Source organism: Mesorhizobium sp. M0598, from assembly GCF_040320865.1.
Classification (GTDB): Bacteria; Pseudomonadota; Alphaproteobacteria; order Rhizobiales; family Rhizobiaceae; genus Mesorhizobium.
Window position 1 is genome coordinate 43,154 of record NZ_JAMYQL010000034.1, and the last position, 15,092, is coordinate 58,245.

At 63.4% G+C, this 15,092-nt stretch carries 17 protein-coding genes; 7 read left to right on the forward strand and 10 right to left on the reverse strand.

From position 1 onward, the window contains the following. A complete protein-coding gene (locus NKI59_RS28710; protein ID WP_352708090.1) occupies positions 1–399 on the reverse strand; it encodes a type II toxin-antitoxin system VapC family toxin in 399 nt (132 codons plus the stop codon). Beyond that, positions 399–671 (reverse strand): antitoxin, encoded by a 273-nt coding sequence (locus NKI59_RS28715; protein ID WP_352683570.1) that lies wholly within the window; start codon positions 669–671, stop codon positions 399–401. The genes NKI59_RS28710 and NKI59_RS28715 overlap by 1 nt, the downstream gene beginning before the upstream one ends. A 284-nt stretch (positions 672–955) precedes the next feature. Between NKI59_RS28715 and NKI59_RS28720 the strand changes: the two genes are divergently transcribed. Together NKI59_RS28720 and NKI59_RS28725 are read left to right on the forward strand one after the other, a co-directional pair. Beyond that, the gene (locus NKI59_RS28720) at positions 956–1,942 is read left to right on the forward strand and encodes a sulfate ABC transporter substrate-binding protein (protein ID WP_352708091.1); all 987 of its coding nucleotides are present in this window, start codon (positions 956–958) and stop codon (positions 1,940–1,942) included. Positions 1,943–2,189: 247 nt separating this feature from the next. Continuing rightward, a complete protein-coding gene (locus NKI59_RS28725; RefSeq protein WP_006202816.1) occupies positions 2,190–2,639 on the forward strand; it encodes an RrF2 family transcriptional regulator in 450 nt (149 codons plus the stop codon). Here the strand turns inward: NKI59_RS28725 and NKI59_RS28730 are convergent. The 7 genes from NKI59_RS28730 to NKI59_RS28760 all read right to left on the reverse strand — a co-directional run bounded on the left by NKI59_RS28730 (position 2,636) and on the right by NKI59_RS28760 (position 10,624). After that, a complete protein-coding gene (locus NKI59_RS28730; protein ID WP_352708092.1) occupies positions 2,636–3,115 on the reverse strand; it encodes a gluconokinase in 480 nt (159 codons plus the stop codon). The two genes, NKI59_RS28725 and NKI59_RS28730, sit on opposite strands and share 4 nt — an antisense overlap. A 71-nt stretch (positions 3,116–3,186) precedes the next feature. Beyond that, positions 3,187–4,173, reverse strand: a complete 987-nt coding sequence (locus NKI59_RS28735; protein WP_352465244.1) for an ABC transporter permease — start codon at positions 4,171–4,173, stop codon at positions 3,187–3,189. Next, the gene (locus NKI59_RS28740; RefSeq protein ID WP_352708094.1) at positions 4,170–5,150 is read right to left on the reverse strand and encodes an ABC transporter permease; all 981 of its coding nucleotides are present in this window, start codon (positions 5,148–5,150) and stop codon (positions 4,170–4,172) included. Before NKI59_RS28740 ends, NKI59_RS28735 begins: the two co-directional genes overlap by 4 nt. Continuing rightward, complete coding sequence (locus tag NKI59_RS28745; protein WP_352708095.1) at positions 5,147–6,688, reverse strand: sugar ABC transporter ATP-binding protein; 1,542 nt, start codon at positions 6,686–6,688, stop codon at positions 5,147–5,149. Before NKI59_RS28745 ends, NKI59_RS28740 begins: the two co-directional genes overlap by 4 nt. 80 nt (positions 6,689–6,768) lie before the next feature. After that, the gene (locus NKI59_RS28750) at positions 6,769–7,893 is read right to left on the reverse strand and encodes a sugar ABC transporter substrate-binding protein (protein ID WP_352453282.1); all 1,125 of its coding nucleotides are present in this window, start codon (positions 7,891–7,893) and stop codon (positions 6,769–6,771) included. A gap of 296 nt (positions 7,894–8,189) precedes the next feature. Further along, a complete protein-coding gene (gene gntR / locus NKI59_RS28755) occupies positions 8,190–9,218 on the reverse strand; it encodes an HTH-type transcriptional regulator GntR (RefSeq protein WP_352683578.1) in 1,029 nt (342 codons plus the stop codon). A gap of 173 nt (positions 9,219–9,391) precedes the next feature. Continuing rightward, positions 9,392–10,624: an MFS transporter gene (locus NKI59_RS28760; protein ID WP_352708097.1), complete on the reverse strand. Its 1,233-nt coding sequence runs from the start codon at positions 10,622–10,624 to the stop codon at positions 9,392–9,394. Positions 10,625–10,799: 175 nt separating this feature from the next. On the opposite strand from NKI59_RS28760, the gene NKI59_RS28765 reads away from it, so the two are divergent. The 5 genes from NKI59_RS28765 to NKI59_RS28785 all read left to right on the forward strand — a co-directional run bounded on the left by NKI59_RS28765 (position 10,800) and on the right by NKI59_RS28785 (position 14,556). Beyond that, positions 10,800–11,087: a DUF3175 domain-containing protein gene (locus NKI59_RS28765; RefSeq protein WP_023675825.1), complete on the forward strand. Its 288-nt coding sequence runs from the start codon at positions 10,800–10,802 to the stop codon at positions 11,085–11,087. A gap of 119 nt (positions 11,088–11,206) precedes the next feature. Further along, positions 11,207–12,118, forward strand: coding sequence for a myo-inosose-2 dehydratase (gene iolE, locus NKI59_RS28770; RefSeq protein WP_352708099.1), 912 nt, complete (start codon positions 11,207–11,209; stop codon positions 12,116–12,118). Between the two features lie 200 nt (positions 12,119–12,318). Further along, complete coding sequence (locus NKI59_RS28775) at positions 12,319–12,525, forward strand: LacI family DNA-binding transcriptional regulator (RefSeq protein ID WP_352683585.1); 207 nt, start codon at positions 12,319–12,321, stop codon at positions 12,523–12,525. A 4-nt stretch (positions 12,526–12,529) separates the two neighbouring features. Next, positions 12,530–13,996: a rhizopine catabolism transcriptional regulator MocR gene (gene mocR / locus NKI59_RS28780; protein ID WP_245274662.1), complete on the forward strand. Its 1,467-nt coding sequence runs from the start codon at positions 12,530–12,532 to the stop codon at positions 13,994–13,996. A gap of 194 nt (positions 13,997–14,190) precedes the next feature. Continuing rightward, entirely contained in the window at positions 14,191–14,556 is a 366-nt protein-coding gene (locus tag NKI59_RS28785) for a GFA family protein (protein ID WP_352708101.1), read from the forward strand. Between the two features lie 31 nt (positions 14,557–14,587). On the opposite strand, the gene NKI59_RS28790 is transcribed toward NKI59_RS28785, so the two are convergent. After that, positions 14,588–15,031 carry an SRPBCC family protein gene (locus tag NKI59_RS28790; protein ID WP_023675820.1) on the reverse strand — a complete coding sequence of 148 codons (444 nt, stop codon included), beginning with the start codon at positions 15,029–15,031 and terminating at the stop codon, positions 14,588–14,590. Positions 15,032–15,092: the final 61 nt, after the last annotated feature.

The window sequence follows — 15,092 nt, forward strand, 5'->3', positions numbered from 1 at the left end:
CTACACCAGCCAGTTCTCGACCTTCAGGCCTTTGATCCGGTTGAAATCCCCGGTGTTGGCGGTCACCAGGGTAGTTCCAAGCGCACGGGCGTGGGCAGCAATAAAAAGGTCATTTTGGCCGATGGTCTGGCCCCTGCCTTCCAGTTCTGCGCGAATCGCGCCGTACTCGGCATCCACCGGCACATCGAGCGGCAAGACGGGAATCTCAGCCAGCAATTCCTCGACCTTCTTGTGCAACTTGGCTGATCTTTTCTTGACGCAGCCATATCGCAGTTCCGACGCGACCACGATGCTGGTACACACGGCGGCGTCTCCCACGCGCAGGACAGCGCTTGCGGCTTTCCCGGCCGGATTTCGGATCATGTCGCTAACAATGTTCGTGTCCAGCATGAACCGCATCAAAAAATTTCCTCGGATTTGACAGGCATATCCTCGACTTCGGGAAAGTCTTCCTCGGCACCGGGCGGCGGCTCTTTCGCCCATTGCGCGAGCAGTGCGGTGAGGCCAGGTTTGCGGACCGGCTCGATGATCAGGCGGTCGCCTTCACGGCTGATCAAGACCTTTTCGCCGGGAAGTTCGAACTCGACAGGAATGCGCACCGCCTGGCTGCGATTGTTACGAAACAACTTCGCCTCCTTCGGCGGGGTTGTTGAATGGCGGTGTTGAGACATGACAACAGCTCCTTGTATATACTATTTGTATATGCCAGACTAGGGCGGCGATGCAATCGCCTTGCACCGCGTTGGCCGGCCGGGAATCATCGTGCACGCCGACGGCATCGGCGCCGCTGCCAAGCTGTCCTGAGACTCTGCTTGAAAGAAAAAACTAGAAATCGCCCACAACGGGACTACTTTTTCTCGCGATAATGTCGAGCGGCCGCTCTGCGTGCCTCGTCGCGCACGATGCCTTGCCGCTATGGTCCGGCATTAAGCTCATGGCATTGGAGCCTGTTTTCATGAAGCGATTTTTGCTTGGCGTCGCCACGTTGGCCGGCTTGTTCCTCGCATCCTCCCAAGCCTGGTCGGCCGACAGATTGCTCAATGCTTCCTATGATGTCGGCCGCGAACTGTTTGCGCAGGTCAACAAGGCGTTCGTCGCCGGCCACCCCGGCGTCACCATCGATCAGTCGCATGCCGGAACCTCGGCACAAGCACGCGCCATCGCCGAAGGCCTCGGCGCCGACGTGGTCACGTTCAACCAGGTCATCGACATCGACTTCCTGGTCAAGAAGGGCCTCATCTCCGCCGACTGGCAGAAGGACTTTCCCGACAACGCCTCGCCGTTCTATTCGCTGCCGTCCTTCCTGGTGCGCGCCGGCAATCCGAAGCACATCAAGGATTGGAACGATCTCGTGCGCGACGACGTCCAGGTGATCTTCCCCAATCCGAAAACCTCGGGCAATGCGCGCTACACCTATCTTGCGGCCACCGCCTACGCCAAGGAAGCCTTCAAGGGCGATGATGCCAAGGTGAAGGAGTTTGTGACAAAGCTGTTCAACAACGTGCCGGTGTTCGACAGCGGCGGGCGCGCCGCGACCACCACGTTCGTGCAGCGCGAAATCGGCGACGTACTCATCACCTTCGAGTCGGAAACGCGCGGCGTCCGCAAGGAGTATGGCGAGGACAAGTTCGAGCAGGTGACGCCTTCGGTCAGCCTGTTGGCGGAATTTCCGGTGGCGATCGTCGACACCGTTGCAGACGAGCATGGCACGCGCGATCTCGCCAAGACCTATCTCGACTTCCTCTATACGCCGGAGGGCCAGGACATCGCCGCCCGCAACGGCCTGCGGGCCCGGGACGCGGCGGTCGCCGCCAAATATAAGGCTGAGTTTCCCGACGTCCGCCTGCTGACGGTGGGGGACGTCTTCGGCGGCTGGGCCAAGGTCCAGGCCGAGCACTTTGCAGCGGGCGGTCTGCTCGACCAGACTTATGGCAGCCGCTGAGGCGATCTTCCAACTTTGACAGAAGCCGGCTTTGCCGGCTTCTTTGCTTTCGCGCCGCGAAAGGTCATTTCTGGCACTTTCCGGGCGCATTCCGTCCAAAACGTTACAAAGAATCAACGCGTTTGTGCCTACCGTGAGAACGGACGGCTTGTTTTCGCGAACGGCTTCGCGTGATCAAACCGTCATGATTTGCACACAAACAGCCGCCAGACGCGGGTGGTTGGGGCTTCATGGGTTGACTCGGGGCATGCTTACCAAAAAAGGCAAATACGGCCTCAAGGCCCTCGTGCATCTGTCGGGCCTGCCGGTCGGCCAGCTCGCATTCGTCAACGACATTGCGGTCGCCAATAACATCCCCAAGAAATTCCTGGATGCCATCCTGGGCGAGTTGCGTAACGCCGGCTTCGTCCAGAGCCGCAAGGGCAAGGAAGGCGGTTACCGCCTTGCCCGGCCGGCTTCCGAGATCAAGATCGGCCATGTCGTGCGTGTCCTCGACGGGCCGCTGGCGCCGATCCCCTGCGCCAGCCGCACGCAATACCAGCGCTGCGAGGATTGCGACGAGGCGACCTGCCAGGTTCGGCACATGATGCTGGAGGTCCGGCAGGCGATCGCCGAGGTGCTGGACAACCGCAGCCTCGCGGCCATGCGCGACGCCGACAATGACGATTTCCCAGTCGAACTGACGTCGCAAATCTAGCGCGCGAGCAGGCTCAAGGCAGTCGCGACGGTGTCGGCGACCGGACGCGTGCCATCCAAGGTTATCGCCGCCTCGTCCGCCGCTGGCGCCTCGAGCGTGGCGAACTGGCTGTCGACCAGGCTTGCCGGCATGAAATGACCCTTGCGATCGCCGACGCGCTGTTTTGCTGTTGCCGGGTCGATCTCCAGGTAAACGAAAACGATATCCGGGCAAAAGCCGCGCAGGCGATCGCGGTAGCTGCGCTTCAGCGCCGAGCAGGCGGCGACCACACCTTGCCCGCTTGCGACCGACGCGGCCATCCGCTGGCCGATCGCGTCGAGCCAGCCCTCGCGCAGCGCGTCGGTAAGCGGCTGCCCGCTCGCCATGCGCGCGACGTTTTCGGGCGGATGCAGCCTGTCGCCTTCGATAAAGACGGCGCCCAATGCCGCTGCAAGCGCTTCGCCGACGACCGACTTGCCGCAGCCGGCGACGCCCATCACCACGATGGCGGGTGTCGTTCGAACAGTGCTCGCCGGCTTATATGCCACGTCTTTACCGGTCATGCAGGTCAGCGGCTTGCCGGCGCGCGGCCATAGAGCAGCAGCATGGCGACGATGACGACGCCGTAGATGATCTGCCGTCCCGCCTCCGGCATCTGCATGACAGAGAGAATGGATTGCAAGAGGGTGATCAGGATTACCCCGGCGACGGTGCCGAGATAGGAGCCGCGCCCGCCGAGGATCGAGGTGCCGCCGAGCACCACCGCGGCGATCGACGGCAGCAGATAGGCATCGCCCATCGACTGCGCCGCCTTGGAGGCATAGCCGGCCAACAGCACGCCGCCGAAGGCGGAGAGCCCGCCCGAAACCGCAAAGGCGATCATCACCACGCGCCTTGTATCGATGCCGGAAAGATAGGCGGCACGCTCGCGATTGCCGATGCCGTAAACGGTGCGGCCGAAGCCGGTGCGGGTCAGCACGAACACCATTGCGGCGCCGATCAGCGCCCAGATGAGGACGGCGTTGGGCACGGCAGGAACGGCAAAGCCGGTCGCCAGATAGCGCATCGCACCGGTCGCTGAATCCTGCGGCGAGAAACCGCCCGTGTAGACCACCATCAGCCCCTGCGCGACGGCGTTGGTGGCAAGCGTGATGATCATCGAGGGAATGCGCAGATAGGCGACGCCGATGCCGTTGACGATGCCGATCAGAACACCGCAGAAGATGCCGAACGGAATGGCAAGCGCCACGCCGACGGGGCCGTATGCGGCCGCGGCGCAGGCCATCATGGCGCCGGCCGCCACCGACCAGGGCACCGACAGGTCGATCTGGCCGAGCAGTATGACCAGCATCATGCCGGTGGCGATGACGCCGAGAAACGACGCCACCTTGAGCTGCTGCAAAAGGTATTCAGGCGACAGGAAGCTGCGCGAATAGAGGCTGCCGAGGAACAGCAGCAGCACGATACAGGCGAACGCCGTCAGCACCGCCGGGTCGGCGCGGCGGAGGAATTTCGGCATGCGGCCGGCGAGACCACTCACAGTCGTTTCGCTCACAGGAACCACTCCAGCCGGTTGCGGACCCGAAACAGGGCGAAAGCGCCGAGGCTGACCGCGATCAGCAGAATGACGCCCTGGAACAGGGGCTGCCAGAGCGGATCGAAATCGAAGACGAACAGCAGGTCGCCGATGGTGCGGAAGGCAAGCGCGCCGAATATCGCGCCGATGGCGCTGCCCTTGCCGCCGAACAGCGACACGCCGCCAAGCACGACCGCGGCAATCGAAAACAGCGTATAGGCATTGCCGCTGGCATAGGCCGCATCGCCGGTATAGGTGAAGAACGTCAGGAACAGTCCGCCGATCGCGGCAAGCAGACCGGCAAGCGCATAGGCGGCGAACTTTCCACGCCGGATCGGCACGCCGGACATGTAGGCCGCCATCTCCGAGGAGCCGGCTGCATAAGCGGCGCGGCCTAGCACCGACCGGCTGAACGGCACCCAGACCACGAGCACGACCGCCAGCAGCGTCACCAGACTCGCCGGCACAAAACCAAACAGGCGCCCGGTCAGCGCATCGGCGAGCCCTTCATTGACCGAGCCGCCGGGAAACGGCCGAAGCAGCAGCGCGATGCCGAAATAGACCGCGCCGGTGGCGATGGTGGTGACGATCGGCTGCAGGCGTCCATAGATGACGATCGCACCGTTGATTGCCCCGCACAGCAGCCCGGTGCCGAGCACGGCGAGGACGCCGAAGGCGGTCTCGATGCCGGTGCCGACGACCAGCCACGAGGCCAGGCAGTTGGTCAGCGTGAAGATCATCCCGACCGAGAGATCGATGCCGGCGGTGATCACCACCAGCGTTTGCGCCATGGCGACGAAGGCGAGCAGCACACCCTTGTTCGAGGCCGTCTGTACGACATTGGCGGTGAAGCCCGCCGGATGGTTCGAGGTGTAGATGACGAACATGACGACGAAGATGCCGAACGCCAGCAGCGTTCCGCGCTGTTCGGCAAGCCAGTAGCGCCAATCCTTCACGCGTCCGCTCCTTGCCTTGGCATCTCTTCATGAATGTTGAGCGCGCTGGCGATCAAGGCCCGCTCGGTGATTTCGGCGCCGACCAGTTCACGCTTGACCGCGCCGTCATAGAGCACCAGCACCCGGTCGCAGCAGCCGATCAGCTCGTCATAATCGGTCGAATAGAAGAGGATCGCCGCGCCTTGATCGGCAAGCTTGCGCATCAACTGGTACAGTTCCTGCTTGGTGCCGACATCGATGCCCCGCGTCGGGTCGTTGAGCAGGATGATGCGCGGTTGCCGCATCAGCCATTTGGCGATGACGACCTTCTGCTGGTTGCCACCGGATAGCGCGCCGACCGGAATGTCGAGGCCGGCGGTCTTGATCGCCAGGAGACCGACCATATCGTCGATCAGCCGCTGCTCGGCGGCGCGATCGATGATGCCGGCCCTGGACAGCCGATCGAGGGCGGCAAAGGAGAGGTTTTCGCGCACCGTCATCGGCAGCATCAACCCTTCCGTCTTGCGGTCCTCCGGGATCAACGCCATGCCGATCCGGTCATCGCGCGCCGCGGCCGGACTGGCGATCGCCATCGGTCTGCCGTCGATCAGGATCTGGCCCGACAGGCCACGCAGCACACCGAAGAAGGCGAGCAGCAATTCGCGCTGACCCTGGCCGTCGAGGCCGCCAAGCCCGACCACCTCGCCCGCCCCGACCGACAGCGAGACATCGTGCAGCCGATCCGTCCATGACAGGCTGCGCGCCTCGAGAACCGGCGCGGCTGCGGCAGCCGCCCGCGCGGGCTTGGGCGGAAAGATGTGGCTGTATTCGCGCCCGATCATCAGTTCGACGACTTCATTGTCGCTCTTGGTGCCGGCCGCGTAGCTGGCGACATTGCGGCCATTGCGGAACACCGTGCACTGGTCGGCCAGCTCGGCGATCTCGTTCATGCGGTGCGAGATGTAGAGCAGCGCCAGCCCTTCCGAACGCAACCGCTTCAACACGGCGAAAACCCTGGCGACGTCAGCCGCGGTCAGCGCCGAGGTCGCCTCGTCGAGGATCAGGATGCGTGGCTTGCGCGCCAGTGCCTTGGCGATCTCGACCATCTGCCTTCTTGAAAGAGGAAGATCCTTGACCAGCGCCAGCGGATGGATATCGGAAGCGCCGGCGCGAGCCAGGGCTTCTTCGGCGACGCGGCGCTGCGCCTTGCGGTCGATCATGCCGAAACGCTTCGGCGGATCGGAAATGACGATGTTGTCGGCGACGCTGAGTTCGGGGACGAGCGACAGTTCCTGGAAGATGCAGACGATGCCGGCCTGGTTGGCGGCGGCCGGCGAAGCGAAGGTAACTTCGCTTCCGTCCAGCATCATGCGGCCCTCGTCGGGCGCAACGACCCCCGCCATGACCTTGATCAGCGTCGATTTGCCGGCGCCGTTCTCGCCGAGAATGGCATGGATGCTGCCTGGAGTGACCGACAGTTCGGCCTTCTCCAGCGCTCGCACGCCGCCATAGCGCTTGGATATGCCTTCCATGCGGAAGAGCGGAACCGCACCGTCCATCGGCCCTCCCCAGGCGCTTGGCAATCAGGATGTCGAGCACCGACGCCGCGGGATCTCCCGCGGCGTCAGGCTGTCGGAGCTTACTGGTTTTCCTTGCTCTGGCCCATGATTTCCTGCGCCGTGAAATTGATGCCGCAGGTCGGGAAGGAATTGCCGACGAAGAAATTGTCGGACTGGTCGGGGAAGTAGTCCTGGCCTGCCTTGAAGTTCGGATCCTCGACGATCGCCAGCGGCAGCTTGACCGCTTGCGGCACGACCTGGCCTTCAAGTGCTGCAATCGCCGTCTTGATGGCAACCGCGACCTGAGCCGGGCCGGTGCCGGCCGACGAGCATTTCAGGCCGTCAGCGGCGAACTTGGCGCAGAATTTGCGGAAGCCGTTCTCCGTCTCGCCGCCGAACGGCACGAACGGATGCTTGGCATCGATCATCGCCTGCACGATGCCGGTATCGCCGCCCTGTCCGGTAATGCCGTCGAAGGGGCCGTTGGTGGCAATGGCATCGGCCGTAGCCTTTTGCGCAACGCCGTCATCCCACTTGCCGACGACCTCGGTGACATCCCATTTCTTGCCGGAAGCGTCGAGAACCTCGTGGATGCCGTTATGGCGATCGGTGTCGACGGACGTGCCGGCGACGCCGCGCACTTCCAGCACCTTGCCGCCGTTCGGCACGTGCTTGACCAGCCAGTTGGCCCACAATTCGCCAAGGCCTTTCTGGTCGACATTGACGTTGATGGCATCCTTGGTGTCGAGGATGTTGTCGAAAGCGACCAGCACCACACCGGCTTCCTTGGCCCGCTTGATGACCGGGCCGAACGCGGTCGGGTTCTGGGCGTTGACGACAATCGCGTCATAGCCGGAATCGATGAAATTATTGATTGCCGAAATCTGGGCCGGCACGTCCTCGCCGGTCGAGACCACCTTGAATTCCTTGAGCTTGGCCGCGACCGCCGGCTGCGCTGCATAGGCCTTCGCCGTCTGCACCATCTGGATGCGCCATGTGTTGGCGATATAGCCGTTGGCCAGAGCGATACGGTACGGGCCGTCTTTCTTGGGGAACTTGAAGAACTGCGTATCGGCCGACCAGGGCGCGAAGCAGTCAGGCTCGGCCGATGGCCCCTTGACGATTTCAGGATCGGCGATCGCCGACGAGCTCAGCATGACGAAAGCAGTGGCGGCAACGATACCGCCAACGAGTGACTTGATCATCGATATTCCTCCCAGTTGCAGTTTTGTTTGTTGTTACGCTGATGAATTTGCGCGTTTCCGGCCCGGCACCTCCCGCCGTACCCGTCGCGCGTTCAGGTGGCCGAATGCCGACCCGATCCCCTCCTTTGCTGCCCGGCTAGTCCCACAAAAACTATCATATTATACATAATAAACAAGCATGAGCTGTCGCTTATGTATAATAAACAGCCTCCCATCGTCGGGGCGAAGTACCGCCCGGCCATAACTGGTAGCGCTACCATGACGTAGTGTAAAGCGCCATTGCGTCGAAGCTCGCTTCAGCGCGCCGTGCTTTCACGCCGCTTGAGTTCGAAGCCGAGGTCGACGACCCGCTGTTCCGGCCTGTTGCCTTCGATCGCCGCAAGCGCCATGGCGACCGCCCGCCGGCCGATCTCGTAGCGATACGTCCGAACGCTGGTGACCGACGGAAACGCCACCTCCATCATGTCGAGATCGTTGAAGCCGACGATGCCGATCGTCTTCGGCACGGCGATCGAAGCGCGGTGGCATTCGAACAGCACCCCGAGTGCTATATCGTCATTGTTACAGAACACGCCATCGAGGCTCGGCACCTTGGCCAGCGCGTCGCGGAACAATTCGCGGCCGAGGGTGACGCTGGAGGGCACCGGCGTGGTGGTGGTAAGCCGCGCATCGAACAGGCCGGCCGCCTCCATCGCCGCGCGATAGCCGGCCAAGCGCCGCTGCGAACGCGGATCCATGCGCGCGCCGATGAAGCCGATCCGGCGATAGCCTGCCTCGATCAGATGTTCCGCAGCCGCCTTGCCGCCCTCGAAATGCGAGAAACCAACCATCATGTCGACCGGATCGGGCCCGGTCTCCATCACCTGCACCACCGGACAGCCCGCCGTTTCCAGCAGTTTTCGCGACGCCGGCGTCTGGTCGATGCCGGCCACGATCAGCGCCGCCGGGCGTTGCGGGCCAAACACCTGCAGCAGCCGCTCTTCCTCAAGGCCGGAATAGTGGGTATTGCCAAGCTGGATCCGGAAAGGGCCGTCCGACAGGCTGTCGTAGATGCCGCGCACCACTTCGGCAAAGACGTTGTTGGTAAGCGACGGCACCAGAACGCCAAAGACCTCGGCGCGCGCCGAAGCCAGCGCCCGCGCATTCGGGTCGGGCACATAGCCGAGCTCGTTCACGGCCGACTCGATCTGGCGGCGCAGATCTTCCGAGACACGCCCCGGCTCACGCAGGGCGCGCGATACGGTAATGGCGCCGACGCCGGCCTTGCGGGCGACATCGGCGATGGTCGGGCGGCCGCCGCCGCGGCGCGAGCGCGGCTTGATCACCGTACTGGTCCCGAAGCCGGGCAACCGCCCAGACGCGACCGTGAGACGATGTTCAGGGTCTTTGCCACTGCTGCCATGCCAAACTGGCCCGTTGCCACACCTTGTCTGGCGTCGCGCAGCCTTCGGCTGTTGTCAAGCGACGGCCGGAGAGACTGTATCCGTACCGCTGTGCTTCAGGCCGCCACAGCAGCGCTGCGCCGGGCCTTCCACAGCAGCAGCACCATGGCCAAAATATTCAGCAGGTTCCAGGCAATGCCGTTGAGGAACGCGGCGGCATAAGAACCGGTCAGATCGTAGATCCAGCCCGACATCCAGCCGCCGATGGCCATGCCGAAGATGGTCGCCATCATGACGATGCCGACGCGCTGGCCAGCCTCCTTGGCTGGCATATATTCGCGCACGATGATCGCATAACAGGGCACGATGCCGCCTTGCGACAGGCCGAAGACCAGCGAGACGACATAAAGCGAGGCAAGCCCGTCGAACGGGATATAGAACAGCAGCGACAGGCATTGCAGCACCGAGCCGATCAGCAGGGTTTTCACGCCGCCGATGCGATCGGCAAGGAAACCCGAGCCAAGCCGGCTGACGACGCCCGCCGCCAGCATGATCGACAGCATATCGGCGCCACGCGCCACGCCGTAGCCGAGATCCATGCAATAGGCGACGATATGGACTTGCGGCATCGACATCGCCACGCAGCAGCCGAGCCCGGCGACGATGAGCAGCGCCTGCAAGGCCGCCGGCGACAGCGAGATCGGCTGGACCACGCGGCTGCCCGGCGATCCCGGAGCCGCCTGGGGCGGTGCGCCGCGCCGGAGCAGCAGGATCAAGGGCACCATGGTGACCAGGCAGACGGCGCCGATCGCGGCATAGGTGAAGCGCCAGCCCTCGGTCTGCATGACATAGGGCATCGCCGTCGGCCAGATCGCTCCGGCGAGATAGTTGCCGGATGCGGCAGCCGTCACCGCGACGCCGCGGCGCCGGTTGAACCAGTGCGAGATGTCGGCGATCAGCGGCCCGAAAATCGCCGACGAGCCAACGCCGATCAACAGGCCCTGGACGAGGGTGAACTGCAGGATCGAACTGGTCAACGACGCCAGCAGGAAGCCGGCGCCAAGTGTAATCGCGGCAATCAGCGCCGGGATCCAATACCCCATGCGGTCGATGGCGCGGCCGAACAGCACATTGCCGGCGGCAAAGCCGACCATGGTCGCGGTGTAGGGCATCGAGGCAGCGGCGCGATCGACGCCGAATTCTGCCTGCACGGCAGGCAGCACCACGACCACCGCCCACATGCCGACCCCGCCGATCGTTGCCAGCAGCATCGAGATGCCCAGCCGTATCCAGGCATAGGCACTGTCGATGCCGGAACTTTCTGCCTGGCTTGAGACGATTGGGGTCAAGAGCGTTTCCTGTCCGCAGTTCTTGAATCGGCGGTTCTGACCACTATCGGCGCATTCGCATCGCCGAGCAGCGCCACGACAGGCAAATCCGTGGCTCCAGGGATCCGGGCCGAAGTGGAACAGGGGTGCGCCATAAGGCGTTTTCCCGGCAACGACCTAGTGGAAGGAGTTTGCCATGACCGCGCAACGGAAATGGTCCGCCGACGTCACCGAGCACAGCGACGCGCTGGACCTCGAGGAACACATCTTCGAATCCCACGATCCCAAGAAGATTGCCGCCTCGTTGAAGCGCTCGGCCGAGCACAGCGACCGGCGCAAGGCAGGGCCGTTTCAATCCGCCATGTCGATGCTGAATTTCTACATCAACCGCGCCGGCAAGAACCTGCCGGCGGCGCAGAAGAAAGTGCTGGAGGACGCCAAAGACGAGCTGCGCGCCCTTTTTGGCCGCCCAAAGGAAGACTAGAATCGATCGCCATCGACTGGTTCTGCCAAATTCGGCTCAACTGGACCTAGTGACGGGTCCTCTTTGCCGCCAGTCTGCAGGCTCGGCTTGTATTCCCAAGCCCGCAAAAGCCTGGCGTCATGACGGTCAAGATCGGCATCAATCCCATCACCTGGAGCAATGACGACGTTCCGGCGCTTGGCGGGGATACGTCCTTGGAGACCTGCCTGTCGGAAACGGCGCTGGCCGGCTACCGCGGCACCGAGCTCGGCGGCAAATTTCCGCGCCAGGCTGAAGTGCTTGGGCCGCTCCTGTCATCCTATGGCCTGGAACTCGTCTCCGGCTGGTATGATGGCCGCATTCTCGACCGCACGGTCGAAGAGGAATTCGCGGCGATTACCCCGCATCTGACGTTGCTGCGCGACCTCGGCGCCAGGATCGTCGTCTACGCCGACACCTCGCGCGGTCGCCATGACGGCATTTTCGCACCGATCTCCGAGCGTCCGCGCCTCGCCGACAGGGACTGGCCGTCCTATGGCGAGAAACTGACCGCCCTCGCCGACCGCATGGCTGCATTCGGGGTCGGCATGGCCTTCCACCACCACATGGGCACCATCGTCGAGACGGACGATGAAGTCGACAGGCTGATGGCGGCGACGGGCCGAAGCGTCGGCCTTTTGTTCGATAGCGGCCACTGCCTGTTTTCGGGCGGCGACCCGCAATCGCTGCTGCAACGGCATCTCGACCGTATCGTGCATCTCCATTGCAAGGACGTTCGCAGGGCGGTGCTGGAACGGGCACGCCGCGAGGACATGAGCTTCATGGCGGCGGTAATGGACGGCATTTTTACCGTGCCCGGCGACGGCTCGGTCGATTTCCTGTCATTGCTGAAACTCCTCGCCGCGCGCGGCTATGAAGGCTGGCTCGTTGTCGAAGCCGAGCAGGATCCGGCCAAGGCGCATCCGCTGACCTATGCCAGCAAAGGCTATTTCTCGCTGCTCGCCACCACCCGCGAGGCCGGCTTCGAAGTGGCGACTCGGCAGGCAGAATGACCGGCCCGCATTGCGAGCCGGAGGAACATAATGGGCGCGCGCCTCGATGGGGTTAGCGACGCGAAGGCGCCCGGCGATCCGCGCCGCCTTGCTCCCTGCGCGGCGCGGATCGCAGAATCCCGGCTCTGGATTTCAAACCCCGACTTTCAAGCTTGAGGCCGGCCGGAAGCCGTGCCTTGATGCAACCGAGGAGGAGCGACATGGCTTTCGAAGCTGCGCTTGGCATGGAACGGCTTTGCACCATCCGGGAGATTGCCGAGAAGGCGGAACTTGGCGCCGCCACCGTGCATCGCGCGCTGAAGAACAGCCGCGAGATCAGCCCCGAAACCAGGCGACTGGTGCTCGACACCGTCTGCCGGCTCAACGAGGAAAAGATCGCCCGCGCCGCCCGGTTCGTCGGGGGATAGTGCCGTGGCGGACCACATGCGCCTTTCCCTCGACATCATGTCGGTCGACCGCGCTTCGGAAGAACCGATGCATCGTCAGATCTACGGCGCCTTGCGACGCTTCATCCTTGACGGCCAAATCCCGCAGAACACGCTGCTGCCGTCGACGCGCTCGCTGGCCGAAGATCTGAAGGTCGGGCGCAACACGGTCATCGCCGCCTATGACCAGCTCCTTGCCGAAGGTTTTATCGAGGCGCGTGCCGGATCGGGCACCTGGGTGGCGCCGATCCAGCAGAACCGCCCCTTAGCATCCCTGCGCGCCGGACTGGCAGCGCCGCAAAAGCTGTCGCGGCGTGGCCAGACCATCGTCAACGGCCCGCAGCCGCCACGCAATGCCGGCGTCATCAATTTCCATCCCGGCGTGCCTGAAACGGCATCGTTTCCGTTCACCATCTGGTCAAGCCTTCTGGTGCGCAATGCACGCAGCCGCGACGAGAGCCTGCTTGGTTATCTCTCCTTTGCCGGCCACCCCGGCCTGCGTCAGGCCATTGCCTCGACCATCGGCCTGTCGCGCGGCATCAGCTGCACCGCCGACCAGGTGATCATCGTCACCGGTGCGCAGGCAGCGCTCGATCTGGTCTCGCGCGTGCTGATGGACGAAGGCGACCATGTCTGGATGGAGGAGCCCGGCTATCTCGGCGCCAAGAGCGCCTTTCTCGCCAGCGGTGCCAGGCTGGCACCGTTGAAGGTCGACCGGCGCGGCTGGCATCTTGCCGATCCGGAGCTGCCGCCGCCGCGGCTGATCTATGTGACGCCATCCTGCCAATGGCCGTTCGGCACAATCATGCGCATCGAGGAGCGGTTGCAGCTGCTCGACATCGCCGAACGCAACGGCGCCTGGATCGTCGAGGATGACTATGACGGCGAATACCGGTTCCGCGGCCGGCCGGTGCCGGCGCTACGCGGGCTCGATCATGCCGACCGCGTCGTCTATATCGGCAGCTTCGGCAAGACGCTGATTCCGGCGCTGCGCATCGGCTATCTGATCGTGCCGCGCGAATTGTCGGTTCCGTTCGACCGGGCGGTGAGCATCACCGGCCAGTTCGCGCCACTGATCCTGCAGGCAACGGTCAACGACTTCATCACGCAGGGCTATTTCGCCACGCACCTCAAGCGCATGCGCCGGCTCTATGCGCGCCGGCAGGCGAACTTCGTCAAGCTGTGCCAGGAGCATCTGGCCGAATGGCTGACCGTCACGGAAAACGATTCAGGCATGCAACTGCTGGCCAGCTTCGTCAGGCCCTATAAGGACAGCGACGTGGTCGCCGCCGCCGTCAAGGAGGGGCTCGACGTTCAGGGCATCTCCATCAACTACCACTCTACTGAACCCGAGCACGGCCTGCTGCTCGGCTACGCGGCAATGGACGAACGTCAGATCTTGCGCGCCGTTCTGGCGCTGCGCGCCGCGTTCCTAAGATTGGATAGAAGCTAGAGCCAGGCTCTCCATCTCGTTCACCGCGGGGTTGAGTCAATCGCCCGCAGTGATTAGGAATATGGGGCATCGGTCCTTGTTTTTCGGCGTTCGCGCAAAGCGCGCTTCCCAAGGCCGAACCTCCCCGAAAACCAGAAGCATGCCTACCGCCGGTATAGGCGGGCAACGCATTCATCTGAACCATGAGGATTGCCATGAGAACCGCATCCTGTGCCTGTGGGCAACTGAGGATCTCCTGTAACGGAGCGCCGCAACTGATCGCACAGTGCCACTGCCTCGACTGCCAGAAACGAACCGGCAGCACATACGGCGTCGCCGCCTTCTTTGCGCGCGACAAGGTAGAAGCCGAAGGCGACGCCAGAACCTACAGGCGGTCAGCTCGGAGCGGCCACCACGTCACTTTCCATTTCCACCCGGGCTGCGGCTCAAGCGTCTTCTGGGAGCCCGGGCGAAAGCCTGAATGGATCGCTGTCGCGGTCGGCTGCTTCGCCGATCCGGCCTTTCCGGCCCCGGCGCATGTTGGGTGGGAAGAACGGCGTCATCCCTGGGTTTCCGGTTAGCGACGCCAACCCGCCAGGGCAGCGCTTTATCCTACTGGTTGATCTCGGGTTCAACGAGCTTCGCCAGATTTCGCAGCGACTCCTGCCAGCCGAGATAGCAGGCCTCAACCGGGATGGCGTCTGGAATACCTGCCTGCGTGATATTGACTTCGGTGCCGACCGACACTTTCTTCAATGTCACGGTCACCTCGATCTCGCCGGCCAGGTTGGGGTCGTCGAACCGGTCGGTGTAACGCAGTTGCTCGTTGGGCACGAGCTCGACATATTCGCCGCCGAACGAGTGGCTGTCGCCGGTGGTGAAGTTGCGGAAGGACATTTTGAACGTACCGCCGACTTTCGCCTCGAAGTGATGAACCGTGCAGGTGAAGCCGTTCGGCGGAAGCCATTTGGCAAGTGCGTCCGCTTCGAGGAACGCGCGGTAGACTTTCTCCGGGCTTGTTGTCAGAACGCGGTGCAGCCGTACGGTGCCGGGCATATCGTTAATCCTCCGTGTTGGTGATCGATGCCCCCTAGGACGAGCGGAGCCCGGCCTATCC

What these genes read in the sequence shown, in the direction of transcription:
- NKI59_RS28710 (WP_352708090.1), bottom strand. Translation starts at nt 399, where the DNA reads ATGCGGTTCATGCTGGACACGAACATTGTTAGCGACATGATCCGAAAT.
- NKI59_RS28715 (WP_352683570.1), bottom strand. Translation starts at nt 671, where the DNA reads ATGTCTCAACACCGCCATTCAACAACCCCGCCGAAGGAGGCGAAGTTG.
- NKI59_RS28720 (WP_352708091.1), top strand. Translation starts at nt 956, where the DNA reads ATGAAGCGATTTTTGCTTGGCGTCGCCACGTTGGCCGGCTTGTTCCTC.
- NKI59_RS28725 (WP_006202816.1), top strand. Translation starts at nt 2,190, where the DNA reads ATGCTTACCAAAAAAGGCAAATACGGCCTCAAGGCCCTCGTGCATCTG.
- NKI59_RS28730 (WP_352708092.1), bottom strand. Translation starts at nt 3,115, where the DNA reads ATGGGCGTCGCCGGCTGCGGCAAGTCGGTCGTCGGCGAAGCGCTTGCA.
- NKI59_RS28745 (WP_352708095.1), bottom strand. Translation starts at nt 6,688, where the DNA reads ATGGACGGTGCGGTTCCGCTCTTCCGCATGGAAGGCATATCCAAGCGC.
- NKI59_RS28750 (WP_352453282.1), bottom strand. Translation starts at nt 7,893, where the DNA reads ATGATCAAGTCACTCGTTGGCGGTATCGTTGCCGCCACTGCTTTCGTC.
- NKI59_RS28765 (WP_023675825.1), top strand. Translation starts at nt 10,800, where the DNA reads ATGACCGCGCAACGGAAATGGTCCGCCGACGTCACCGAGCACAGCGAC.
- iolE (WP_352708099.1), top strand. Translation starts at nt 11,207, where the DNA reads ATGACGGTCAAGATCGGCATCAATCCCATCACCTGGAGCAATGACGAC.
- NKI59_RS28775 (WP_352683585.1), top strand. Translation starts at nt 12,319, where the DNA reads ATGGCTTTCGAAGCTGCGCTTGGCATGGAACGGCTTTGCACCATCCGG.
- NKI59_RS28785 (WP_352708101.1), top strand. Translation starts at nt 14,191, where the DNA reads ATGAGAACCGCATCCTGTGCCTGTGGGCAACTGAGGATCTCCTGTAAC.
- NKI59_RS28790 (WP_023675820.1), bottom strand. Translation starts at nt 15,031, where the DNA reads ATGCCCGGCACCGTACGGCTGCACCGCGTTCTGACAACAAGCCCGGAG.